This is a genomic window from Curtobacterium sp. PhB25 (assembly GCF_004365375.1).
Classification (GTDB): domain Bacteria; phylum Actinomycetota; class Actinomycetes; order Actinomycetales; family Microbacteriaceae; genus Curtobacterium.
In genome coordinates this window covers 698,243-721,727 of sequence record NZ_SODR01000001.1, presented here as the reverse complement: position 1 = coordinate 721,727, position 23,485 = coordinate 698,243, and the positions used below count along the sequence as shown (strand labels likewise).

The following is a 23,485-nucleotide window of genomic DNA, read 5'->3' as shown; positions in this document are numbered from 1 at the left end:
GGTGACTGCAGCTGCTCTGCGCCTCTTCACGTCCGAGTCGGTGACCGAGGGGCACCCCGACAAGATCTGCGACCAGATCTCGGACAGCATCCTCGACGCACTGCTCACGGTGGACCCGCACGCTCGGGTCGCCGTCGAGACGATGGTGACGACCGGGCTCGTGCACGTTGCCGGCGAGGTCACGACCTCGGGCTACGTCGAGATCCCCAAGCTCGTCCGTGATGTCATCACGGGCATCGGCTACAACTCGTCGGACGTCTCCTTCGACGGCGCCACGTGCGGCGTCGAGGTGTCGATCGGTGCGCAGTCGCCGGACATCGCGCAGGGCGTCGACGAGTCGCTCGACTCCCGCACCGGCGCGGTCGACCCGCTCGACCGTCAGGGTGCCGGCGACCAGGGCATCATGTTCGGCTTCGCGACGAACGAGACCCCCGAGTACATGCCGGTCGCGATCTGGCTCGCCCACCGCCTGGCCGAGCGTCTGGCCGCCGTGCGCAAGTCCGGCGAGCTGGCGTTCCTGCGCCCGGACGGCAAGACGCAGGTCACCGTCGGCTACGACGGCGTCGTGCCGAAGACCGTCGAGACCGTCGTCCTGTCGACGCAGCACTCGCCGAGCGTCACGCTGGAGCAGCTCACCGCCGAGATCACCGAGCACGTGATCCGTCCGGTGCTCGACCTCGTCGACCTCGACTCCTCGCACGTCGACGTCATCGTCAACCCGACGGGTCGCTTCGAGATCGGTGGCCCCCAGGGCGACGCCGGACTCACCGGCCGCAAGGTCATCGTCGACACCTACGGCGGGGCCTCCCGTCACGGTGGCGGCGCCTTCAGCGGCAAGGACCCGTCCAAGGTCGACCGCTCGGCGGCGTACGCGCTGCGCTGGGTCGCGAAGAACGCGGTCGCCGCAGGCCTCGCCGACCGGCTCGAGGTGCAGGTCGCCTACGCGATCGGCCGCGCGAAGCCCGTCGGGCTCTACGTCGAGACCTTCGGCACCGGACACGTCGACGACGCCACGATCGAAGCCGCGATCCGCCAGGTCTTCGACCTGCGTCCGGCCGCGATCATCCGCGACCTCGACCTGCTCCGTCCGATCTACGCGCAGACCGCGACGTACGGACACTTCGGCCGCGAGCTCCCCGGGTTCACCTGGGAGCAGCTCGACCGCGTCGAGGAACTCCGCGCCGCCGCAGGGCTCGTCACCGCCGCCGTCTGAGGCACCGCGTGACCACCGTCGCGCGCGTCGTCCTCGACTCGCCGCTCCCGCAGTTGGACCGTCTGTTCGACTACCGGGTGCCGGCCGAGCTCGAGGACGACTGCGTGCCGGGGGTCCGCGTGAAGGTCCCGCTCCGCACCGGGGCCCGGATGTCCGACGGCTACGTCGTCGAGATCGTCGACGAGGGCGACTACCCGGGTGAACTCAGCGCGATCGAGACCCTGGTGTCACCCGTCCCGGTCCTGGCGCCGGAGATCTGGAAGCTCGCCCGCGCCGTGGCCGACCGTGCCGCCGGTGTGGCGTCGGACGTCCTGCGCCTGGCAGTGCCGACCCGCCAGGTCCGCGCCGAGAAGGCCTGGCTCGCGCGGGACACCTCGTGGTCCCCGCCCCCGGTGTCCGCACTGCCGGTGACCGGCTACACCCCGGGCATGCTCGAAGGCGTGATCGCCGAGCACGATCGCGCTGCGGTCGCCGCCGTTCCCCACCCCGTGGCGCTGGCCGGGCCCACCAGCGACGAGGGCGACGGCGATTCCGATCCGATCTGGGTGCCGGGCTGGGCCGCCACCCTCGCCCAGGCCGCCGCCCACACGCTGGCGAGCGGGCAGTCCGCCGTCATCGCCGTCCCCGACTTCCGCGACGTCATCGACCTCGAGCGCGCGCTGCTCGCGGTGCTGCCGCCGGAACGGGTCGTGCGCTTCGACGCCAAGCAGACGAACGGGCAGCGGGCCAAGGCACTGCTGCAGGCGCGGACGCACCCCGTCGTCGCGATCGGCAACCGCACGGCGGTGTACGCGCCGGCGACCGACCTCGGGCTCATCGCGATGTGGGACGACGGCGACGCCTCGTTCATCGAGCAGCGCGCGCCGTACGTGCACACGCGTGACGTGGCCCTCGTGCGGGCTGCGCAGTCGGGTGCCGCACTGCTGTTCGTCTCGCACGCGCGCAGCACCGACGTGCAGCGGCTCGTCGAACTGCACTGGCTGCAGGACGTCACGCCGTTCCGGGTGAAGACCCCGAAGGTCATCCCCACCGTGCAGCAGACCTCGGCCGAGGGGTACGCCGCGCAGGCACGAATCCCGAGCTCCGCGTGGCGTGCCGCGCGCGAGGCCAGCCAGCACGGCCCGGTGCTCGTGCAGGTCGCGAGCCCCGGGTTCGGCACCGGACTCGTCTGCGCGGAGTGCGGTGAGCGGGCGCACTGCCGCATCTGCGGCGGTCCGCTCGGCAGTCCGCACCGCGGTGCCACGCCGCAGTGCCGGTTCTGCGGTGCCCTCGCCGTGGGGTTCCGCTGCCCGACGTGCGGCAACGGCACCGTGAAGCCCGTGGGACAGGGCGCCCAACGCACCGCCGACGAACTCGGGCGGGCGTTCCCCGGCACCCGGATCGTGGTGGCCGACGGCTCACGCCCGCTCGACGAGGTGCCCGCGCGGCCCTCCGTCGTCGTCGCGACCCGTGGCGCCGAGCCGAGCGTGCCCGGGGGCTACGCGTGCGTCCTGCTGCTCGACGGCGAGAAGATGCTCGCGCGCGAAGGGCTGCGCGTGCAGGAGGACGTGCTCCGGTTCTGGACGAACGCCGCCGCGAAGGGTGCTCCCGGGGCCGAGGCGTACCTGGTCGGCATCGGCGGCAAGCTCGCGACGGCGATGGCGCTCTGGCGGCTCGACGGTCCCGCGCACGACGAACTCACCGACCGGCGCGAACTGCACTTCCCGCCGGCGGTCCGCGTCGCGACGATGACCGGCACCGACGAGGCCGTCACCGCCGCGGTCGAGGCCCTCGAGGGGGCGACCGCGGGCCCGGTGCTCGGCCCGGTCCCCGTCGAGGACGACGCCCTGCCGGGCACGGTCCGGGCGATCGTGCGGTTCCCGTACGCCCACGGTGCCGAGGTCGCGGCGACCCTGAAGGCCGAGGTCATCCGGCGGTCGTCGACCCGGCGGGTCCTGAAGGGCGGCAACCGGCGTCGGGCGGCACCGACGCTGCGGGTCCGGCTCGACGACGCCGAACCCTTCAGCGAGGTCTGACCCGCACCGGCTCCGACGCAGAACGACACCCTCGATGTCGTACGACGACGAGGGTGTCGTTCCGAGTCAACGCACCGCGCGCACGGCCCGCCCACCGACGCGCGGGAACGCCACGCCGAGTGCGACCATCCCGACCGCGAGCACGAGGTGCAGCCAGTTGTCCGCCCAGTTCAGCGGCACGAAGTTCGCGCCGAACGAGTGCCCGGCGGTGAACAGCCCGTAGACCCAGAGCACGAAGTAGACGACCCCGCCGAGCACCAAGTACATCCGCGACCCGGTGGCGTACCCCGCGGCGAGCACGCCGACGACCCCGAACAACAGGTGCACGACGTTGTGCAGCACCGACACCTGGAAGACCCCGAGCAGCATCGCCATCGACCCGTGGCCGGCACCCGCGAGCGAGCCGGACGTCAGCCCGGGCACGAACCCGGCGATGCCGACGAGCAGGAACACGACGCCGACGAGCAGCGCGACCTTCTGGATGCTGGACCCTGCGAAGCGGTCGGTGGGCGTGGTGACGTCGGACATGGGAACCCCTCTCGTGCTGTGCCGCAGACCGTACCCACCCGGCGCGGGCCTGGTTCGGGTCAGTCCACCGAGCGCGCGCGTGGGAGGATCGAACCCATGCGTCTCGTCGTCGCCGGCAGCCCCGCTGCGGCCGTCCCCACCCTCCGCCGTCTGGCGGCGTCCGACCACGAGATCGCCGCGGTCCTCACGCGTCCGCCGACACCGCAGGGCCGGAAGCGCGTGCTGACGCCGACGCCGGTCGCGCAGGTCGCCGCGGAGCTCGGGCTGCCCGTCATCGAGGCGAGCCGCGTCGACGACGACGTCACCGCGCGCATCGCTGCGCTCGACGTCGACCTCGGTGTCATCGTCGCCTACGGCGCGTTGCTCCGCCGTCCCGCGCTCGCCGCCCCGCGCCTCGGCTGGGTGAACCTGCACTTCTCCGACCTGCCGGCGTACCGCGGCGCGGCGCCGGTCCAGCGGGCCGTGATGGCGGGGGACACCCGCACCGCCGCGTCGGTCTTCCAGCTCGTCGAGGCGCTCGACGCCGGCCCGGTGTTCGCAGCGGACCCGTTCGAGATCGACCCGGAGGCCACCGCCGGCGAGGTCCTCGCCGCCATGGCGGAGTCCGGCGCCGAGACCGTCGCCCGGGTGGTCGACGCCATCGCCGCCGGCACGGCCGTCGCGACCGAGCAGACCGGCGAGCCGACGCTCGCGCCGAAGACGACCATCGACGACGGGCGCATCGACTTCGGTGCTCCGGCGGCGGTCGTGCACGCCCGTCTGCGCGGGGTCACCCCCGAGCCCGGCGCGTACGCCCACCTCGGCGAGACCCGCGTGAAGCTGCTCCGCAGCAACCGCCTGACAGGAGGCCCCGCGGACCCCGCCCCGCAGCTCGCGCCCGGTGCGCTGGCACTCCACGGCGGTCGGCTGCTGGTCGGGACCGGTGACACTCCGCTGGCGCTGCTCGAGGTGCAGCCGGCCGGCAAGAAGGCGATGGACGCCGCTGCCTGGGCCCGTGGCCTGGGCGAACTGGACGGGAAGGTCCTCGCATGAGCCAGCCGACGAACACCCGGGGCGCCCGCCGCGGTCCCCGTCCCGCGAACGCCCGTCGTGTCGCGTTCGACGTGCTCCGCGCCGTGCAGGTCGACGACGCGTACGCGAACCTGCTGCTGCCGACACGCATCCGTCGTGCCGGCCTCACCGCGCGCGACGCCGCGTTCGCCACCGAGCTCACCTACGGCTCGATCCGGATGCTCGGTCGCTACGACGTCATCATCGCGCTGGCGTCGGGTCGTCGGCCGGAGAACATCGAGGCCGACGTCCTCGACGTGATGCGGCTCGGCGCCCACCAGCTGCTCGCCATGCGCACCCCGACGCACGCCGCGGTCGACGCCACGGTCGAGCTCGCCCGCGAGGTCGGTGCCCGCCGTGCCACCGGCTTCGTGAACGCCGTGATGCGCAAGATCGCCGCGCGCACCGACGACGAGTGGGACGCGCAGATCACCGAGGGCCGTGGTGGCGACGCCCTGCTCGCCACGCGGTGGTCGCACCCGGTCTGGGTCGTCTCGGCGCTGCGCGACGCCCTCGCCGCCGAACGCTCCCGCGACGAGCTCGCCGCCCTGCTCGCCGCCGACAACGCCGCGCCCCGGGTGCAGCTCGCGGCGCTGCCCGGGCTCGCCACCGACGAGGACATCGCCACCGCGACCGCGCGCACGGTGCCCGACGAGGACGCCGACGCCGACGCCGACGACGACGCCGATGCCGCGTTCGCCGACGCGACCGGCGCGGCGGACGTGCCAGCGGCCCTGGTGCCCGCCGACGACGAACCGGAGGCCGACGGCGCGACCGGCACCGTGCCTCCCGTCCGGACCGCCGACCCCGTGCCGGCCGCTGATGCCCTGCCGGTCTCGCCCGTCGGGATCCGCGGCATCTCCGGTGACCCCGCGCGCGTGCCGGGCGTCGCTGCCGGGCGCCTGCGCGTGCAGGACGAGGGTTCGCAGCTCGCCGCCCTCGCGCTGAGCCGGTCGTCCGCGGTGCGCGAGGGCGAGCGCTGGCTCGACATGTGCGCCGGCCCCGGCGGTAAGGCCGCGCTGCTCGCCGCCGAGGCGCAGCAGGGCGGCGCGACCCTCGTCGCGAACGAACTCGTGCCTGCACGTGCCGGACTCGTGCGGAACGCCCTCGGGGTGTTCGGCGACCACGTCCGCGTCGTCGAGGGCGACGCCAGGCGCTACGGCCGCGACGGCACCGGGATGATCTTCGACCGCATCCTGCTCGACGCGCCGTGCACCGGCCTCGGCGCCCTGCGTCGCCGTCCGGAGGCGCGCTGGCGGAAGACCCCCGAGGACGTCCAGGAACTCGCGGTGCTGCAGACCGAGCTGCTCGACGCCGCGGTCCGGGTGCTCGCACCGGGTGGGACGCTCGCGTACGTGACGTGTTCGCCGCACCTGGCCGAGACGCGTGGCCAGGTCGACGCGCTGATGGGGCGGCACGGGGGAGTCCTCGAGCAGCTCGACACCGCGACGATCGTCCGGGGGGTCGCCGCGCGCGACCCGGAGATCGCGGACGGCAACACGGCGCAGCTCTGGCCGCACCGAGTCGGCACCGACGCGATGTTCATCGCGCTGTTCCGTCGCGTGGGCTGAGCGCGTCGCCCGGCGTTCAGGCCGCTCGCCGGTAGGCGCTGCCGTCGCAGGTGTGCACGGCCGTGTCGTCGAACAGCGCCCGCAGGTTGTACGCGGCGCAGTCCCGGAACGTGCCGATGCTGATCCACCGCGCCGACCGGCGGAGCTCGCCCTTCGTGGGACCGTCCGAGCCGATGCCGGCCCGGTGGACGGTCCAGGCGATGTCCTGCGCGTCGGCGTCGAGATAGCGCATCACCGCCTCGTTGTCCGCGTGCTGGCCGCGGTAGTCCCGCGCGATCGTCGACCGGACGACGCGGAGCACGGGGGCGAGCCGCTTGCCGGGAGGGGCGCTCAGCCCGCCGGCCTGGTACAGCAGGCGCCGGGTGCCGTTCCGGCGCATGGCGGGGACGAGGGCGCGGACGAACTGCGTGTTGACGGGGCGCTCGCGTTGCGCGGTGACGTCCCCGAGCATCACGACCACGCCGGTCACGCCGTCGAGCAGCGCGTCGAGGTCGAGGTCGTCGGTGACCGAGCCGCGCACGACCTGCAGGTCGTCGTGCTGGACGGCCAGCTTCGACGGCGTCCGTGCGACTGCTCGGACTCGGTGACCGGCGTCGAGCGCGAGTCGGGTGAAGTGCTGACCGGTCTGGCCGGTCGCGCCGAACACGAGGAGGGTCTGATCTGCAGGCATCTGGCCAAACTAGGCGATGCCTAGAAAATAGTCAATGCCTAGTTCGGGTCTAGGATGTCCTCATGACCGAGCGGCCCTTCCACCACGGGAACCTGCGGGCAGTGCTGCTCGACGAGGCCGTCGCGGTGCTGCGGGAGTCCGGGGCCGACGGACTCTCGCTCCGCGACCTCGCCCGTCGCGCCGGGGTCAGCCACGGCGCCCCCCGGAGCCACTTCGTCGATCGGCAGGCGCTCCTCGACGCCCTCGCCGAACTCGGCTTCGACCGGCTGACCGCTGCCGTGCGCCGGGCACTGTCGGGTGCCGACGGGCTGGAGGACCGGTTCCGCCGGGTCGCCCTGGCGTACGTGGACTTCGCGATCGACGACGCGGCGCTGATGGACCTCATGTTCCAGGCGAAGACGACCAGCCGGACGGGCCCCGTGCAGGCTGCTGCGGAGTCGTTGTTCGCCGTGCTCGAGGGTGCCGTGGGAACCGCGGCGGCAGGGGACGACGGTGCGGACGCCCGACTCCTCTTCAAGCTCCTGTTCGCGGCGACCATGCAGGGGATCGCCACCCTGGTCGTCTCGCACCGGATCGACCGGGCGCAGGGCGAACGGCTCGTCGACGCCGCGCTCGAGACGATGCTCGGCTCGGAGCTCGGCACCCGGGTGGTCGGCGGGCGCTGACGTCGCCGCGGAGCGGCCCGGCAGGCTCGCGCCGGTAGGCTTGCCCGGTGACGATCCGCATCTCGCCGAGCATCCTGTCCGCCGACTTCGCGAACCTCGAGCGTGAACTCCACCGCATCGAGACCGCCGACCTGGTGCACGTCGACGTGATGGACAACCACTTCGTGCCGAACCTGACGCTCGGGCTGCCGATCGTCGAGCGCCTGCAGCAGGTCTCCCCGGTGCCGCTCGACGTGCACCTCATGATCACCGACGCCGACGTCAACGCACCGAAGTACGCCGAGACCGGTGCGTCGAGCGTGACGTTCCACTTCGAGGCTGCGGACGACCCCGTGGCCACGGCCGCCGCGATCCGCTCGAACGGGGCCCGTGCCGCCGTCGCGGTGAAGCCCGGCACCCCGATCACGCAGGTGCTGCACCACCTCGACGCCTACGACATGATCCTGCTCATGACCGTCGAGCCCGGCTTCGGCGGGCAGTCGTTCATGCCCTCCGTGATGCCGAAGCTCGCCGACGCCCGTGCGGCGGTCGACGCCTCGGGCCTCGACGTGTGGCTCGAGGTCGACGGCGGCATCTCGGTGGACACCGTCCCCGAGGCCGTGCGCAGCGGCGCCGACACGCTCGTCGCCGGGTCGGCCGTGTACGGCGGTGAGCCCGCCGCGCGGATCACGGACCTGCGCGAAGCGGCCGCACGGGCGCGGGCATGAGCGCGACCCGTCCGGACGGTACGTCGGCAGCGTCAGCGGAGACCGGTAGCCTGGACCGCGTGAAGACGTTCGACGACCTGTTCCAGGAGCTCACCGAGAAGGCGCGCACGCGCCCCGAGGGCTCCGGCACCGTCGCCGAACTGGACGCCGGCGTGCACCAGATCGGCAAGAAGATCGTAGAAGAAGCGGCCGAGGTCTGGATGGCGGCCGAGTACGAGGGCGACGAGCGCACCTCGGAGGAGATCTCGCAGCTCGTGTACCACCTGCAGGTCCTCATGGTCGCGAAGGGGCTGTCCCCGGCGGACATCTGGCGACATCTGTAGGACGCGCTCGGGCCCGCCCGTGCACCGACCTCGATCCGCCACGACCCCGACCAGAAAGCAGACCCCCTGATGCTCCGCATCGCCGTGCCCAACAAGGGCTCCCTGTCCGAGACCGCGTCCGACATGCTGCGCGAGGCCGGGTACGCCGGTCGCCGCGACCCGAAGGCGCTGCACCTGCTCGACGAGCGCAACGGCGTCGAGTTCTTCTTCCTGCGCCCGCGGGACATCGCGACCTACGTCGGCTCCGGCGCACTCGACGTCGGGATCACCGGCCGTGACCTGCTGCTCGACTCCGGTTCCGAGGCGCACGAGGTCGATGCGCTCGGCTTCGCCGACTCCACCTTCCGCTTCGCCGGCACGCCCGGCAGGTACAGCACCCTGCAGGACCTCGACGGCGTCCGCGTCGCCACGAGCTACCCGGGCCTGGTCGGCGACTTCCTCGCCCGCCACGGGGTGACGGCGACGCTCGTCAAGCTCGACGGGGCGGTCGAGAGCGCGGTGCGTCTCGGTGTCGCCGACGCCGTGGCCGACGTGGTGTCGACGGGCAGCACGCTGCGGCAGGCCGGCCTCGAGATCTTCGGTCCGGTCATCCTCGAGTCGACCGCGCTGCTGGTGTCGACCGACGAGACGATCCCGGGCATCGACGTGCTCCGCCGTCGACTGCAGGGCGTGCTCGTCGCCCGCGGCTACGTCATGCTCGACTACGACATCCCCACCGCGCTGCTCGAGCAGGCGACGGCCGTCGCGTCCGGCATCGAGTCGCCGACGGTCTCGCCGCTGCACGGCCGCGACTGGTCCGCGGTGCGCGTGATGATCCCGCGCGACGACGCGAACCTCATCATGGACGCCCTGTACGACCTCGGTGCCCGCGCCATCCTCGTCAGCCCGATCCACGCGGCACGACTTTGACCGCGGCAGCCACGGCGCCGGGCGGCGTGGCCGTCCGCGTCATCCCGTGCCTCGACGTCAAGGGCGGCCGGGTCGTCAAGGGCGTGAACTTCCTCGACCTGCAGGACGCCGGTGACCCGGTCGAGCTCGCCGCGCGTTACTACGAGCAGGGCGCCGACGAGCTGACCTTCCTCGACGTCGGTGCCACGGTCGAGAACCGCGCCACGATGTACGACACGGTCACCCGCACCGCCGAGCAGGTCTTCATCCCGCTCACGGTCGGTGGCGGCGTCCGTTCCGTCGACGACGTGTCCCGCCTGCAGCAGTGCGGCGCGGACAAGATCGGCGTGAACAGCGCCGCGATCGCCCGGCCCGACCTCGTCGGCGAGATCGCCGACCGGTTCGGCGCGCAGGCCGTGGTGCTGTCGCTCGACGTCAAGCGTTCCGACCGAACTGCGTCCGGCTTCGTGGTCACCACGCACGGCGGCCGCACCGAGACCGACATCGACGCGATCGCCTGGGCGCGCGACGCCGTCGAGCGGGGCGCGGGGGAGCTGCTCGTCAACTCCATCGACGCGGACGGCACGAAGAACGGGTTCGACCTCGAACTCGTCGCCGCGGTGCGGTCGGTCGCGCGGGTCCCGGTCATCGCCTCGGGAGGCGCGGGTCGGGTCGAGCACTTCGCCCCCGCCGTCGACGCGGGTGCGGATGCCCTCCTCGCCGCGTCCGTCTTCCACCGCGGCGAGATGACGGTGGGCGACGTCAAGGCCGCGCTGCGCGCGACCGGCCACGCCGTCCGCTGAACCGCCGCCGCCCGCTGATCCGCCGCCGTAGGCTAGGAGTCTCATGACCGACAGCACCAGCACCGACACCGACGCGGTCCTCGACCGCGCACGTTTCGGTGCGGACGGGCTGCTCCCCGCCATCGTGCAAGAGGAGTCGTCGAAGGACGTCCTCATGCTCGGGTACATGGACCGGGAAGCGCTCCGCCGTACCCTCACCGAGGGGCGCGTGACCTTCTGGTCGCGGTCGCGGAACGAGTACTGGCGGAAGGGCGACACGTCGGGGCACGCGCAGTACGTGCGCGACGCGGCGTTCGACTGCGACGCCGACACCCTGCTCGTCACCGTGCAGCAGGTCGGGGCCGCGTGCCACACCGGAGCGCACCGCTGCTTCGACGTCGATCCGCTCGCGCCCGTGACCATGTCTGCCCCGGCCGACACGGCAGTGGAGGCGACCCGATGACGACCGCGACGATCTCCGATGCGCCGCACACGACCTCCCGGCCGGAGTTCGACGCCCTGCTGAGCGACCACCGCGTCGTCCCGGTGGTGCGCGCGCTCTACGCCGACAGCGAGACGCCGGTGGGTGTCTACCGGAAGCTCGCCGACGGCCGGCCCGGGTCGTTCCTGCTGGAGTCCGCGGGCCAGGGCGGCCTCTGGTCGCGCTGGTCGTTCGTCGGTGTGCGCAGCTTCGGCGTCCTCACGCAGGAGGGCGACCGCGCCGCCTGGATCGACACCGGCATCGACGCCGAACGTGCGGTCGGTTCGCTCGACGGCGAACCGCTCGAGGTCCTGGCACGCCTGCACGAGCGCTGGGCCACCCCGCGGGTGCCCGGCTCCCCACCGCTCGTCGGCGGGACGGTCGGGTTCATCGGGTGGGAGGCCGTGCGCCAGCTCGAGCACCTGCCGAACGTGCCGCCGGCCGACTTCGACGTGCCCGGACAGGCGCTGTCCTTCGTCTCCGAGCTCGTCGCGCTCGACCACCGCACGGGGCTCGTCCTGCTCGTCGCGAGCGTGCTGAACGACGGCACCGACGACGCCGACACGCTCTGGTCCGACGCGCAGCGCCGCCTGGACCGCCTGCAGGCCGACCTCGTCCAGCCGAGCGTCGCGACCGTCGCCGAGGCCTTCGAGATCGCCGAGCCGACGCCGACTCACCGTTCGACGCCGGACGAGTACATGGCTGCGGTGGAGCGCTCGAAGGAGTTCATCCGCGACGGCGACGTGTTCCAGGTCGTGGTCTCGCAGCGCTTCGACCACGAGGTGACCGCTGACCCGCTCGACGTGTACCGGGTCCTCCGGACGCTGAACCCGAGTCCGTACATGTACTTCCTGGCCCTGGCGGACACCGCCGACGAGCGGTACTGGATCGTCGGTGCCTCGCCCGAGGCACTGGTGAAGGTGCAGTCCGGTCGCGCCATCACGCACCCGATCGCCGGGTCGCGTCCACGTGGTGCGACCCCGGAAGAAGACGTCCGCTTCGGCGACGACCTGCTCGACGACCCGAAGGAACGCGCCGAGCACCTGATGCTCGTCGACCTGGCCCGCAACGACCTGCAGAAGGTCTGCGAGCCCGGCACCGTCGCGGTCACCGAGTTCATGACGGTCGAGCGGTTCAGCCACATCATGCACCTGGTGTCGAGCGTCGAGGGTGCGGTGCGTCCGGGGATGTCCGCCATCGACGTGTTCCGGGCGACGTTCCCGGCCGGCACCCTGTCCGGCGCGCCGAAGCCCCGCGCGCTCGAGATCATCGACGAGCTCGAGCCGGCGAAGCGCGGTGCCTACGCCGGTGTCGTCGGCTACTTCGACTTCGCCGGTGACGCGGACATCGCGATCGCGATCCGCACCGCCCTGATCAAGGACGGCGTGGCACGCGTGCAGGCCGGTGCCGGTCTGGTGGCGGACTCCGACCCGGCCACCGAGCACGAGGAGACCATCAACAAGGCGGCGGCACCCCTGCGGGCCGTCGCCACGGCGAACCGGATGCGCGAGGTGCGCTCGTGAAGCGCTCACGCCCGATCGTCGTCGTCGCCGGACTGCTCGTCGCCGGCATCATCATGCTCGCGTGGACGCAGACCTGGTTCACCGTGGACCTGCACGCCGGTGCCGCCGTCACCTCGACGGTCGACGCCGACGGGGCCGCGGTCGTGCCGCAGTACACCGCCCTGGCGATCGCGAGCCTGGCCCTGTTCCTCGCGATGACGATCGCCGGCCGGGTGCTGCGCATCGTGCTCGCGTGCGTCGAGATCCTGCTCGGACTCGGCGTCGTGGTCAGCGGCATCACCGCACTCGGTGACCCGGTCGCCGCGGCGAAGGGTGCCGTCGGCGCGGTGGCCGGGGTCAGCGACCTGACCGCCGTGCGCCGCGTCGTGTCCGGCGTCGACGTGTCGCTCTGGCCGGCCGTCGGCATCGCCGGTGGCGTCCTCGCCGTCCTGCTCGGTGTCGTCGTCATCGTCGTGCAGCGTGCGTGGCCCGGTCCGAGCCGCAAGTACGGCGCGGCGACCGCCGGAGCCGCCGCCGACGCCCGCGCCGCAGCCCCGGTCGTGCGCGACGCCGTCGTGGACTGGGACGACCTCAGTGCTGGGGTCGACCCGACCGACGGCACGGTAGGATCGGATGGGCGTCGGTCGACCGACGACGCCGGAGCAGAACGAGGAGCACCGTGAGCAACACTGAGCCCGCAGAACTCGGCGAAGGCCACTCGCCGGCCGCCTGGACCGCCGTCGTGATCATGCTGATCGGATTCGCGGCAGGCACGCTGTTCTTCTGGTTCGACCAGCCGTGGGGCGTCTGGGTCTCCGCTGCCGTCGTCGTCATCGGTCTGGTCATCGGCGCGGTCATGGCGAAGGCCGGCTACGGCGTGAACGGCCCGAAGTACGTCGCCAAGCACCACGCCGAGTAGGACTCGCATGCCGAACGTGCTCGAGACCCTCGTCGCGGGCGCGCTCGAGGACGCCGCCGCCCGTCGTGTCGACCGCCCGTACTCGGACGTCGAACGCGACCTCGACCGGGTGGCGTCGCCGCTCGACGCCCTCGCGTTCCTCGCCCCGGGCGACCGGGTGAAGATCCTCGCCGAGGTCAAGCGCGCCAGCCCGTCCCGTGGCTCGATGGCCCCCATCGAGGACCCGGCCGCCCTCGCTGCCGACTACGAGCGCGGTGGTGCGTCGACGATCAGCGTCCTGACCGAGGGGCGCAAGTTCCTCGGCAGTCTCGCCGACCTCGAAGCCGTCAAGGCCCGCGTGGGCATCCCCGTGCTGCGCAAGGACTTCATCGCCGACCCGTACCAGGTCGTCGAGGCCCGAGCTGCCGGCGCCGACGTCGTGCTGCTCATCGTGGCCGCGCTCGAGCAGCAGCAGCTGGTCGAGCTCCACACGCTGGCCGAAGAGCTCGGCATGCGCGTGCTGGTCGAGGCGCACTCCGCCGACGAGGTCTCCCGTGGCCTCGACGCCGGTGCGCGGATCCTCGGCGTCAACGCGCGCGACCTCACCGACTTCTCGCTCGACCGCGACCTCTTCGGGTCGCTCGCCGACCGCATCCCCGACGGGGTCGTGCGCGTCGCCGAGTCCGCGGTCGCCGGTCCCGCCGACGTCGCCCACTACCGCGCAGCGGGTGCCGACGTCGTCCTGGTCGGGGAAGCCCTCGTCACGGGCGCCGATCCCGCCGCCACCCTCGCGTCGTTCATCGAGGCCGCCGACCGCGGCTGAACGTTCCACCCGTCCGACCACCGGCACCGCCGGTCGTGTCGGACACGTCCCGGGAAGACCCATCGTGACCTCACTCCGCGACCTGCACGGCCCGTACTTCGGTGACTTCGGCGGACGCTTCGTCCCCGAGTCGCTCGTCCTCGCGCTCGACGAGCTCGAGGCCGCCTTCCGCACGGCCTGGGCGGACCCGGCCTTCCGCGCCGAGCTCGACGAGCTCCAGCGCGACTACACCGGTCGTCCGTCGATCATCACCGAGGTGCCGCGGTTCGCGAAGCACGCCGGTGGTGCCCGCGTGATCCTGAAGCGCGAGGACCTGAACCACACCGGGTCGCACAAGATCAACAACGTGCTCGGTCAGGCGCTCGTGGCCCGTCGGCTCGGGAAGACCCGCCTCATCGCGGAGACCGGTGCCGGCCAGCACGGCGTGGCCACGGCGACCGCGGCGGCGCTGTTCGGCATGGACTGCGTCGTGTACATGGGCGCCGTCGACACCGAGCGGCAGGCGCTCAACGTCGCCCGGATGCGCCTGCTCGGCGCCGAGGTGATCCCGGTCGAGACCGGGTCGCGCACGCTGAAGGACGCCATCAACGAGGCACTCCGCGACTGGGTGGCGAACGTGGACTCGACCCACTACCTGCTCGGCACGGTCGCCGGCCCGCACCCGTTCCCCGAGATGGTGCGCGAGTTCCACAAGGTGATCGGTGAAGAGGCCCGGCAGCAGGTCCTCGACCGCGTCGGGCGTCTCCCCGACGCCGTCGCCGCGTGCGTCGGTGGCGGCTCGAACGCGATGGGGATCTTCGAGGCGTTCCTCGACGACGAGTCCGTCGCGCTGCACGGCTTCGAGGCCGGTGGCGACGGCGTGGAGACCGGTCGGCACGCCGCGAGCATCACGCTCGGTCGCGAAGGCGTCCTGCAGGGCGCGAAGTCCTACCTCATGCAGGACGAGGACGGCCAGACCATCGAGAGCCACAGCATCTCCGCCGGGCTCGACTACCCGAGCGTCGGGCCGGAGCACGCGTACCTGGCGTCGATCGGTCGCGCGCAGTACGCGCCGATCACCGACACCGAGGCGATGGAGGCGTTCCGGCTGCTCAGCCAGACCGAGGGCATCATCCCGGCGATCGAGTCGTCGCACGCGCTCGCGGGTGCGATGAAGCTCGGCAAGGAGCTCGGCCCCGAGGGCGTCGTGCTCGTGAACCTGTCCGGCCGTGGCGACAAGGACGTGGCATCCGCCAGTCGCTACTTCGGCATCCTCGACGAGAACGCGGTGCAGCTGTGACCACGAACCAGACCGTCGCCACGACGATCGACACCGCCAACGCCGAGCGTGCCGGGGCCGTCGTCGGCTACCTGCCCGCCGGTTACCCCGACGTGCAGACCAGCGTCGACGCTGCCGTCGCCCTCGCCGAGAACGGCGTGGACGTCATCGAGCTCGGCCTGCCGTACTCCGACCCCGTCATGGACGGCCCGGTCATCCAGCGTGCGGCCGAGGAGAGCCTGGCGAACGGCTTCCGGGTCGCGCAGGTCTTCGACGCCGTGAACCAGATCACCGAGCGCGCCGACGTGCCGGTGCTCGTGATGACGTACTGGAACCCGGTCCTCCGCTACGGCGTGGACCGCTTCGCCGACGACCTCGTCGCCGCCGGTGCCGCCGGGCTCATCACGCCCGACCTGATCCCGGACGAAGCCGCCGAGTGGATGGCCTCGTCGGAGCGGACCGGCCTGGACCGCGTGTTCCTCGCGGCACCGTCCTCGTCCGACTCCCGGATGCAGCAGGCGGTGCAGGCGAGCCGCGGGTTCGTCTACGCCGTCTCGACGATGGGCGTCACCGGAGCACGGGCAGGCGTCGACGTCGCTGCACGCACGGTGGTGTCGCGGCTCCGTGACGCCGGCGTCGCGCGCACCTGCGTGGGCCTCGGCATCTCGACGGCCGAGCAGGTCGCCGAGGTCCTAGAGTACGCCGACGGCGCGATCGTCGGCTCGGCGTTCGTCCGCGCACTGGCCGACCTCGGGGTGCAGGGGGTCGCCGACCGCGCGGCCGACCTCACCACCGGCGCCCGCCGCTCCTAGTCCAGTTCCTGGCGGGCCCACGGTCCGCGCTACAGTGAGCGGGGCCGACGACACGTCGACACCGCGCCCCGTCAGTTCCGAAAGGCGACCGTTCCTCCATGCCCCTCCTGAGCATCCCGAGCCCGAGCACCGCCTGGCAGTACTTCGACCTGACCGCCTGGCTGCGCGACGTGTTCGGTTGGTCGCTGCCGCTCGACTTCCGCATCCACGCGTACGCGATCTGCATCCTGCTCGGGATCGTCGCCGCGGTCCTGCTCGCGAACCGCCGCCTCAACGCGCGCGGCGTCGAGCGCTGGATCATCATCGACATCGCGATCTGGGCGGTGCCCGCCGGCATCATCGGCGGCCGGCTCTTCCACGTGTTCACGCACGTGTCCGACTACTTCGGCCCCGGCATCGACCCGCTGTCCTTCCTGTACATCTGGGAGGGCGGGCTCGCCATCTTCGGCGCCCTGATCCTCGGGTCCGTCGGTGCCTGGATCGGCTGCCGCCAGGTCGGCCTGCGGTTCACGTCGTTCATCGACGCCGTCGTACCCGGGGTGCTGCTCGCGCAGGCGTTCGGTCGGCTCGGCAACTACTTCAACCACGAGCTCTTCGGCATGCCGACCAGCCTGCCGTGGGGCCTGCAGATCGAGTCGACGAACGCCGCGTTCCCGAAGGGCCTGCCCGAGGGCACGCTGTTCCACCCGACGTTCCTCTACGAGATCATCTGGAACGTCCTGGGCGTCGTCGTCATCCTGCTGCTCGACCGCAAGTTCACGCTCCAGTGGGGCAAGGTCCTCGCCCTGTACCTGATCTGGTACGGCGTCGGCCGGTCCTTCCTCGAGTCGATCCGCGTCGACACCAGCGAGACCTTCGCGGGCATCCGCACCAACGTCTGGATGTCGTTCGCGGCCATCCTGCTCGGGATCGTCATCTTCATCGTGCAGAGCCGTCGGCACACCGGCAAGGAGCCGAGCCCGTACCTGCCCGGTCGCGAGCCGCGTCCGAAGTCCGATGTAGACTCCGACGACACCTTCTCGGAGCACGAGGACGACGACGAACGCCTCGTCGCCCAGGGCTCCGGAGCGGTCACGACTCCCACTGACCGCGCCTAGGAGCACTCCTCCCCGCCACAAGCGGGGCACGGGCACCAGTCCCGCCCGTCTGGGCGGAACGCACCACCGGGCCACCGCTGTCCCTGTTCCACTTCCTCGTGAGGACGGTTCCCCCATGGCGCTCCAGCCACTCCAGCCCTCGGCACCGAAGTCCCTCGTGCCGCCGCGCCGGCGGTTCTCGGCGGTCCCCGACGCCACCGGCATGTACGACCCGGCGAACGAGAAGGACGCCTGCGGTCTCGCGATGGTCGCGACGCTGCGCGGGACGCCCGGCCACGACATCGTCGACGCTGCACTCGGCGCCCTCCGCAACCTCGAGCACCGCGGTGCCGTCGGTTCGGACGCCGGCACGGGCGACGGCGCGGGCATCCTGTGCCAGGTGCCGGACGAGTTCCTGCGCGCCGTGGTGCCGTTCGACCTGCCGGCGGCGGGGGAGTACGCGGTCGGCACGGCCTACCTGCCGACCGACGAGGGCGACCGGCACGCCGTCAAGGGCGCCGTCGAACGACTGGCGCGCGAAGAGGGCCTCAAGGTCCTCGGCTGGCGCGAGGTCCCGGTGCGCCCCGAGGTGCTCGGCACCCTGGCGCGCGCGGCCATGCCGGCGTTCGAGCAGCTGTTCGTCGCCTCGGTGCGCCACGACGTGCACGGCGCCTCGTGGAGCGGCATCGCGCTGGACCGCCAGACCTACCGGCTGCGCAAGCGCGCCGAGCACGCGAACGACCTGTACTTCATGTCGCTGTCGAGCCGCACCATGGTCTACAAGGGCATGGTCACGACGCTGCAGCTCGAGCCGTTCTACCCGGACCTCAGCGACGAGCGCTTCGCGTCGAAGCTCGCGATCGTGCACTCGCGCTACTCGACCAACACGTTCCCGTCGTGGCCGCTCGCGCAGCCCTTCCGGACGATCGCGCACAACGGTGAGATCAACACGGTGCGCGGCAACCGCAACTGGATGCGCGCACGCCAGTCGCAGCTCGAGAGCGAACTGATCGGCGACGTCGCGCCGCTGCTGCCGATCGTCAGCCCCGGTGCGAGCGACTCGGCGTCGTTCGACGAGGTGCTCGAGCTCCTGACCCTGACCGGCCGGACGCTGCCGCACGCGGTGTCGATGATGGTGCCGGAGGCCTGGGAGAACCAGGTCGGGATGGACCCGGAGCTGCGGGCCTTCTACGAGTACCACTCGATGCTCATGGAGCCGTGGGACGGTCCGGCCGCCATCACCTTCACCGACGGCTCGCTCGTCGGCGCGACCCTCGACCGCAACGGGCTGCGTCCCGGGCGCTTCCTCGTCACCGACGACGGGCTCATCGTCATGGGGTCCGAGACCGGTGTCATCGACGTGCCCGCCGCGAAGGTCGTCCGCAAGGGCCGTCTGCGCCCCGGCCGGATGTTCCTGGTGGACACCGAGGCCGGCCGCATCATCGAGGACGACGAGGTCAAGCAGGGCCTGGCGTCCTCCGGCCCCTGGGGCGAATGGCTCGACGAGGGCCGCATCAACCTGAACGACCTGCCCGACCGCGAGCACATCGTGCACACCCCGGCATCGGTCACCCGTCGGCAGCGTGCGTTCGGGTACACCGAAGAAGAGGTCCGCATCCTGCTCCGCCCGATGGCGCAGGTGGGCGCGGAGCCGCTCGGTGCGATGGGGTCCGACACCCCGATCGCGGTGCTCTCGCAGCGCCCCCGGCTGCTGTTCGACTACTTCACCCAGCAGTTCGCCCAGGTGACGAACCCGCCGCTCGACTCGATCCGCGAGCAGGTCATCACCTCGATGGGCATGGGCCTCGGTCCGGAGCGCAACCTGCTGTCGGCCGGTCCCGAGCACGCGAAGCAGATCACGCTCGACTTCCCGGTGATCGACAACGACCAGCTCGCCAAGGTGCAGCACTTCGAGACGGAGTCGGGTCGGCACCTCACGGTCACGATCAAGGGCCTGTACCGCGTCGACGCCGGCAAGAAGGCGATGCAGAAGCGCATCGCCGCCGTGTGCGACGAGGTCGACGCCGCGATCGAGTCGGGCAAGCAGTTCATCGTGCTGTCGGACCGCGACGGCAACGCCGAGCAGGCGCCCGTGCCGAGCCTGTTGCTGCTCGCCGCCGTGCACCACCACCTGATCCGCACCGAGCAGCGCATGAAGGTCGGCCTGATCGTCGAGGCCGGCGACGTGCGCGAGGTCCACCACGTGGCGTCCCTCATCGGGTACGGCGCGTCGGCGATCAACCCGTACCTCGCGATGGAGACCTGCGAGAACCTGGTCCGTGCCGGCATGATCACCGGGATCACCCCGGAGCAGGCCGTCAAGAACGTGATCAAGGCGCTCGGCAAGGGCGTCCTGAAGATCATGTCGAAGATGGGCATCTCGACGGTGTCGAGCTACGCCGGCGCCCAGGCGTTCGAAGCCGTGGGGCTCAGCCAGGAGTTCGTCGACAAGTACTTCACCGGCACGTCGTCGATCCTCGGCGGGGTCGACATCGACGTCATCGCGAAGGAGAACGCCGAGCGGCACGCCCAGGCGTACCCGCAGGACGGCGCGGTCCTGTCGCACGAGCGACTGCAGACCGGCGGCGAGTACCAGTGGCGTCGCGAAGGCCCCCCGCACCTGTTCAACCCGGACACCGTCTTCCGGCTGCAGCACGCCACCCGTGCCCGCCGGTACGACATCTTCCGTGAGTACTCGAGTGCCGTGGACGACCAGTCCGAGGAGCTCATGACGCTGCGCGGGCTGTTCCGCTTCAAGCACGGCGTCCGCAAGCCCGTCGCGCTCGACGAGGTCGAGTCGATCGAGTCGATCGTCAAGCGCTTCAACACGGGTGCGATGTCGTACGGCTCCATCTCGAAGGAAGCCCACGAGACGCTCGCGATCGCGATGAACCGCCTCGGTGGCCGCTCGAACACGGGCGAGGGCGGCGAGGACGTCGACCGGCTGCTCGACCCCGAGCGCCGCAGCGCGATCAAGCAGGTCGCCTCCGGGCGGTTCGGCGTGACGAGCATGTACCTCACCCACGCCACCGACATCCAGCTGAAGATGGCGCAGGGTGCGAAGCCCGGCGAGGGCGGCCAGCTGCCCCCGCAGAAGGTGTACCCGTGGGTCGCCCGCACCCGGCACGCCACCGCCGGCGTCGGCCTCATCTCGCCGCCGCCGCACCACGACATCTACTCGATCGAGGACCTCAAGCAGCTGATCTTCGACGTGAAGCGCGCCAACCCGGCCGCACGCGTCCACGTGAAGCTCGTGAGCCAGTCCGGCATCGGCGCGGTCGCGGCCGGCGTGACGAAGGCCCTGGCCGACGTCGTGCTCGTGTCCGGACACGACGGTGGCACGGGTGCGTCCCCGCTCAACTCGCTCAAGCACGCCGGCACCCCGTGGGAGATCGGCCTCGCCGAGACGCAGCAGACGCTCATGCTGAACGGCATGCGCGACCGCGTCGTCGTGCAGGTCGACGGTCAGATGAAGACCGGGCGCGACGTCGTCGTGGCAGCCCTGCTCGGCGCCGAGGAGTACGGCTTCGCCACCGCTCCGCTCGTCGTCGAGGGCTGCATCCTGATGCGCGTGTGCCACCTCGACACGTGTCCGGTGGGGGTCGCGACGCAGAACCCCGAGCTCCGCAAGCGCTTCTCCGGCAAGCCCGAGTTCGTCGTGAACTTCTTCGAGTTCATCGCGCAGGAAGTGCGCGAGCTCCTCGCCGAGCTCGGCTTCCGCACCCTCGACGAGGCGATCGGCCGGTCCGACGCCCTCGACGTCGACCGTGCCCTCGAGCACTGGAAGGCGTCAGGGCTCGACCTCGCACCGGTCCTCGCGGGTCCGCACTTCGAGGACGCCGAGCCCCGTCGCCACCAGCGCGAGCAGGACCACGAGCTCGAGCAGCACTTCGACGTGGGGCTGATCCAGCAGACCGCCGACGTGCTCGACCACGGCGGCTCGATCGCGCTCGACCTGCCCATCCGCAACACCGAACGCGCGGTCGGCACGATGCTCGGCCACGAGGTCACCAAACGGCACGGCGAGCACGGGCTGCCCAGCGGCTCGATCGACGTCACGCTGCGCGGTTCCGCCGGACAGTCGCTCGGCGCGTTCATGCCCGCCGGCATCACCCTGCGCCTCATCGGCGACAGCAACGACTACGTCGGCAAGGGCCTGTCCGGTGGCGAGATCATCGTGCGGCCGGACGCCGGTTCGGGCTTCGACCCGGCGGAGAACGTCATCGCCGGCAACGTGATCGGCTACGGAGCGACCCAGGGCAGCATGTTCATCCGCGGCATCGTGGGCGAGCGCTTCCTGGTGCGCAACTCGGGGGCGACCGCGGTGGTCGAGGGCGTGGGCGACCACGCGCTCGAGTACATGACGGGCGGGCTCGCGCTCATCCTGGGCGAGACCGGTCGGAACCTCGGGGCCGGCATGTCGGGCGGCACCGCGTACGTCCGTGGTCTGCGCGAGGAGCACGTCAACACCGACGCCCTCGCGACCGGTGAACTCCGACTCGAGGCGCTCGACAGCGCCGACGTCGAGATCGTCACCGACCTGCTCACCCGGCACGCCGAGGAGACCGGTTCGACGCTCGCGTCCGACCTGCTCGAGTCCGGCGACCTGAGCGACTTCGTCAAGGTGCTGCCGCGTGACTACGCGGCGGTGCTCGAGACCCGTCAGCGCGCCGTCGACGAGGGGCTCGACCCCGACGGCGACGTCGTCTGGAATCGAATCATGGAGGTGACCGGTGGCTGACCCCAAGGGATTCCTCAAGGTCCAGGAACGCGAACTGCCGGCACGGCGCCCCGTGCCCGTCCGGCTCATGGACTGGAAAGAGGTCTACGAGCAGCAGGAGTCGGGTGCCCTCAAGCGCCAGGCCGGCCGCTGCATGGACTGCGGCGTGCCGTTCTGCCACCAGGGCTGCCCTCTCGGCAACCTGATCCCGGAGTGGAACGACCTGACCTGGCGCGGTGAAGGCCGTCAGGCGATCGAGCGACTGCACGCGACGAACAACTTCCCGGAGTTCACGGGCCGGCTGTGCCCCGCTCCGTGCGAGTCCTCGTGCGTGCTCGGCATCAACCAGCCGCCCGTGACGATCAAGCAGGTCGAGGTCTCGATCATCGACGAGGCGTTCCAGAACGGCTGGGTCACCCCGCACCCGCCGGAGCGTCTGACGGGCAAGACCGTCGCCGTCGTGGGTTCCGGCCCCGCCGGGCTGGCCGCCGCGCAGCAGCTCACGCGCGCCGGGCACACCGTCGCCGTCTACGAGCGCGACGACCGCATCGGTGGGCTGCTCCGCTACGGGATCCCGGACTTCAAGATGGAGAAGCGCCAGATCGACGCGCGCCTGTCCCAGATGCAGGCCGAGGGCACCCGCTTCCGTGCGGGCGTCGAGATCGGCCGCGACATCACCTGGGACGACCTGAAGTCGCGCTACGACGCGGTCGTCGTCGCGACCGGCGCCACGGTGCCGCGCGACCTGCCGATCCCGGGGCGCGACCTCGAGGGCGTGCACTTCGCGATGGACTACCTGGTCCAGCAGAACAAGGCGAACGCCGGCACCCGGGTCGACAACCAGCTGACCGCCGAGGGCAAGCACGTCGTCGTGATCGGCGGCGGTGACACCGGTGCGGACTGCATCGGCACCGCGCACCGGCAGGGCGCCCTGAGCGTGACGAACCTGGCGATCGGCAAGCAGCCGCCGCTGGAGCGTCCGTCCGAGCAGCCGTGGCCGATGTTCCCGACCGTCTTCGAGGTGACGAGCGCCCACGAAGAGGGCGGCGAGCGGCACTTCCTCGCCTCGACCGTCGAGTTCCTGGCGAACGAGGCCGGCGAGGTCCGTGCGCTCCGGGTCGCCGAGACCGAGTACCTCGACGGCCGTCGCGTGCCGAAGGCCGGTTCCGAGCGTGAGATCCCCGCAGACCTCGTCCTCGTCGCGATGGGCTTCACCGGTCCGGAATCCGACACGATCGAGCCGCAGCTCGGTCTGCCGACGACGGTGTCCGGTGCGCTCGACCGCCGCGCCGACTACACGACGAACGAGGCGGGCGTGTTCGTCGCCGGTGACGCCGGCCGCGGGCAGTCCCTGATCGTCTGGGCGATCGCCGAGGGCCGCGCCGCGGCGGCGAAGGTCGACGAGTACCTCGAGGGCTCGACGATCCTGCCGGCGCCGGTGAAGGCGACCGACCGCGCGATGTCGGTCTGAGATGACCGTTCGCCGCATGACCAACCACCACC

At 71.7% G+C, this 23,485-nt stretch carries 21 protein-coding genes; 19 read left to right on the top strand and 2 right to left on the bottom strand.

Features of this window, described 5'->3' with window-relative positions; genetic code table 11:
- Window position 1: 1 nt before the first annotated feature.
- Complete coding sequence (gene metK / locus EDF51_RS03300; RefSeq protein ID WP_111083919.1) at window positions 2–1,213, top strand: methionine adenosyltransferase; 1,212 nt, start codon at window positions 2–4, stop codon at window positions 1,211–1,213.
- Between the two features lie 8 nt (window positions 1,214–1,221).
- On the top strand, window positions 1,222–3,228 hold the full coding sequence (locus EDF51_RS03295; protein WP_134193833.1) for a primosomal protein N': 2,007 nt from the start codon (window positions 1,222–1,224) through the stop codon (window positions 3,226–3,228).
- A 66-nt stretch (window positions 3,229–3,294) separates the two neighbouring features.
- Here the strand turns inward: EDF51_RS03295 and EDF51_RS03290 are convergent, their stop codons facing one another.
- Window positions 3,295–3,756: a DUF4383 domain-containing protein gene (locus tag EDF51_RS03290; protein ID WP_134193831.1), complete on the bottom strand. Its 462-nt coding sequence runs from the start codon at window positions 3,754–3,756 to the stop codon at window positions 3,295–3,297.
- Window positions 3,757–3,852: 96 nt separating this feature from the next.
- Between EDF51_RS03290 and EDF51_RS03285 the strand changes: the two genes are divergently transcribed.
- Entirely contained in the window at window positions 3,853–4,788 is a 936-nt protein-coding gene (locus EDF51_RS03285) for a methionyl-tRNA formyltransferase (protein ID WP_134193829.1), read from the top strand.
- Window positions 4,785–6,377, top strand: a complete 1,593-nt coding sequence (locus EDF51_RS03280) for a transcription antitermination factor NusB (RefSeq protein WP_243837066.1) — start codon at window positions 4,785–4,787, stop codon at window positions 6,375–6,377. The genes EDF51_RS03285 and EDF51_RS03280 overlap by 4 nt, the downstream gene beginning before the upstream one ends.
- Before the next feature lie 16 nt (window positions 6,378–6,393).
- Here the strand turns inward: EDF51_RS03280 and EDF51_RS03275 are convergent, their stop codons facing one another.
- Window positions 6,394–7,047, bottom strand: coding sequence for an NAD(P)H-binding protein (locus EDF51_RS03275; RefSeq protein ID WP_131846512.1), 654 nt, complete (start codon window positions 7,045–7,047; stop codon window positions 6,394–6,396).
- Between the two features lie 62 nt (window positions 7,048–7,109).
- Between EDF51_RS03275 and EDF51_RS03270 the strand changes: the two genes are divergently transcribed.
- The 15 genes from EDF51_RS03270 to EDF51_RS03200 all read left to right on the top strand — a co-directional run bounded on the left by EDF51_RS03270 (window position 7,110) and on the right by EDF51_RS03200 (window position 23,453).
- Window positions 7,110–7,712, top strand: a complete 603-nt coding sequence (locus EDF51_RS03270; protein ID WP_131846513.1) for a TetR/AcrR family transcriptional regulator — start codon at window positions 7,110–7,112, stop codon at window positions 7,710–7,712.
- Window positions 7,713–7,759: 47 nt separating this feature from the next.
- Window positions 7,760–8,419, top strand: coding sequence for a ribulose-phosphate 3-epimerase (rpe, locus tag EDF51_RS03265; RefSeq protein ID WP_123294325.1), 660 nt, complete (start codon window positions 7,760–7,762; stop codon window positions 8,417–8,419).
- 59 nt (window positions 8,420–8,478) lie between these two features.
- Window positions 8,479–8,742 carry a phosphoribosyl-ATP diphosphatase gene (locus EDF51_RS03260; RefSeq protein WP_111084162.1) on the top strand — a complete coding sequence of 88 codons (264 nt, stop codon included), beginning with the start codon at window positions 8,479–8,481 and terminating at the stop codon, window positions 8,740–8,742.
- Between the two features lie 69 nt (window positions 8,743–8,811).
- A complete protein-coding gene (gene hisG, locus EDF51_RS03255) occupies window positions 8,812–9,651 on the top strand; it encodes an ATP phosphoribosyltransferase (protein ID WP_111083926.1) in 840 nt (279 codons plus the stop codon).
- Entirely contained in the window at window positions 9,648–10,433 is a 786-nt protein-coding gene (gene hisF / locus EDF51_RS03250; RefSeq protein WP_243650048.1) for an imidazole glycerol phosphate synthase subunit HisF, read from the top strand. The genes hisG and hisF overlap by 4 nt, the downstream gene beginning before the upstream one ends.
- A 43-nt stretch (window positions 10,434–10,476) precedes the next feature.
- Complete coding sequence (gene hisI / locus EDF51_RS03245) at window positions 10,477–10,875, top strand: phosphoribosyl-AMP cyclohydrolase (protein ID WP_134193827.1); 399 nt, start codon at window positions 10,477–10,479, stop codon at window positions 10,873–10,875.
- A complete protein-coding gene (locus tag EDF51_RS03240) occupies window positions 10,872–12,416 on the top strand; it encodes an anthranilate synthase component I (RefSeq protein ID WP_134193825.1) in 1,545 nt (514 codons plus the stop codon). The genes hisI and EDF51_RS03240 overlap by 4 nt, the downstream gene beginning before the upstream one ends.
- Window positions 12,413–13,078 carry a Trp biosynthesis-associated membrane protein gene (locus tag EDF51_RS03235; RefSeq protein ID WP_123339700.1) on the top strand — a complete coding sequence of 222 codons (666 nt, stop codon included), beginning with the start codon at window positions 12,413–12,415 and terminating at the stop codon, window positions 13,076–13,078. Before EDF51_RS03240 ends, EDF51_RS03235 begins: the two co-directional genes overlap by 4 nt.
- Window positions 13,075–13,314, top strand: coding sequence for an HGxxPAAW family protein (locus EDF51_RS19765; protein ID WP_159571188.1), 240 nt, complete (start codon window positions 13,075–13,077; stop codon window positions 13,312–13,314). Before EDF51_RS03235 ends, EDF51_RS19765 begins: the two co-directional genes overlap by 4 nt.
- A 16-nt stretch (window positions 13,315–13,330) precedes the next feature.
- Window positions 13,331–14,116 carry an indole-3-glycerol phosphate synthase TrpC gene (gene trpC / locus EDF51_RS03225; RefSeq protein ID WP_123339898.1) on the top strand — a complete coding sequence of 262 codons (786 nt, stop codon included), beginning with the start codon at window positions 13,331–13,333 and terminating at the stop codon, window positions 14,114–14,116.
- Between the two features lie 64 nt (window positions 14,117–14,180).
- Window positions 14,181–15,395: a tryptophan synthase subunit beta gene (gene trpB / locus EDF51_RS03220; RefSeq protein ID WP_131846519.1), complete on the top strand. Its 1,215-nt coding sequence runs from the start codon at window positions 14,181–14,183 to the stop codon at window positions 15,393–15,395.
- Window positions 15,392–16,186 carry a tryptophan synthase subunit alpha gene (gene trpA, locus EDF51_RS03215; RefSeq protein WP_134193823.1) on the top strand — a complete coding sequence of 265 codons (795 nt, stop codon included), beginning with the start codon at window positions 15,392–15,394 and terminating at the stop codon, window positions 16,184–16,186. The genes trpB and trpA overlap by 4 nt, the downstream gene beginning before the upstream one ends.
- A 98-nt stretch (window positions 16,187–16,284) precedes the next feature.
- On the top strand, window positions 16,285–17,283 hold the full coding sequence (lgt, locus tag EDF51_RS03210; RefSeq protein WP_131846521.1) for a prolipoprotein diacylglyceryl transferase: 999 nt from the start codon (window positions 16,285–16,287) through the stop codon (window positions 17,281–17,283).
- A 202-nt stretch (window positions 17,284–17,485) separates the two neighbouring features.
- A complete protein-coding gene (gene gltB, locus EDF51_RS03205) occupies window positions 17,486–22,003 on the top strand; it encodes a glutamate synthase large subunit (RefSeq protein WP_134194023.1) in 4,518 nt (1,505 codons plus the stop codon).
- Window positions 21,996–23,453 (top strand): glutamate synthase subunit beta, encoded by a 1,458-nt coding sequence (locus tag EDF51_RS03200; protein WP_131846522.1) that lies wholly within the window; start codon window positions 21,996–21,998, stop codon window positions 23,451–23,453. Before gltB ends, EDF51_RS03200 begins: the two co-directional genes overlap by 8 nt.
- Window positions 23,454–23,485: the final 32 nt, after the last annotated feature.

What these genes read in the sequence shown, in the direction of transcription:
- EDF51_RS03290 (WP_134193831.1), bottom strand. Translation starts at nt 3,756, where the DNA reads ATGTCCGACGTCACCACGCCCACCGACCGCTTCGCAGGGTCCAGCATC.
- EDF51_RS03285 (WP_134193829.1), top strand. Translation starts at nt 3,853, where the DNA reads ATGCGTCTCGTCGTCGCCGGCAGCCCCGCTGCGGCCGTCCCCACCCTC.
- EDF51_RS03280 (WP_243837066.1), top strand. Translation starts at nt 4,785, where the DNA reads ATGAGCCAGCCGACGAACACCCGGGGCGCCCGCCGCGGTCCCCGTCCC.
- EDF51_RS03275 (WP_131846512.1), bottom strand. Translation starts at nt 7,047, where the DNA reads ATGCCTGCAGATCAGACCCTCCTCGTGTTCGGCGCGACCGGCCAGACC.
- EDF51_RS03270 (WP_131846513.1), top strand. Translation starts at nt 7,110, where the DNA reads ATGACCGAGCGGCCCTTCCACCACGGGAACCTGCGGGCAGTGCTGCTC.
- hisG (WP_111083926.1), top strand. Translation starts at nt 8,812, where the DNA reads ATGCTCCGCATCGCCGTGCCCAACAAGGGCTCCCTGTCCGAGACCGCG.
- hisI (WP_134193827.1), top strand. Translation starts at nt 10,477, where the DNA reads ATGACCGACAGCACCAGCACCGACACCGACGCGGTCCTCGACCGCGCA.
- EDF51_RS03240 (WP_134193825.1), top strand. Translation starts at nt 10,872, where the DNA reads ATGACGACCGCGACGATCTCCGATGCGCCGCACACGACCTCCCGGCCG.
- lgt (WP_131846521.1), top strand. Translation starts at nt 16,285, where the DNA reads ATGCCCCTCCTGAGCATCCCGAGCCCGAGCACCGCCTGGCAGTACTTC.
- gltB (WP_134194023.1), top strand. Translation starts at nt 17,486, where the DNA reads ATGTACGACCCGGCGAACGAGAAGGACGCCTGCGGTCTCGCGATGGTC.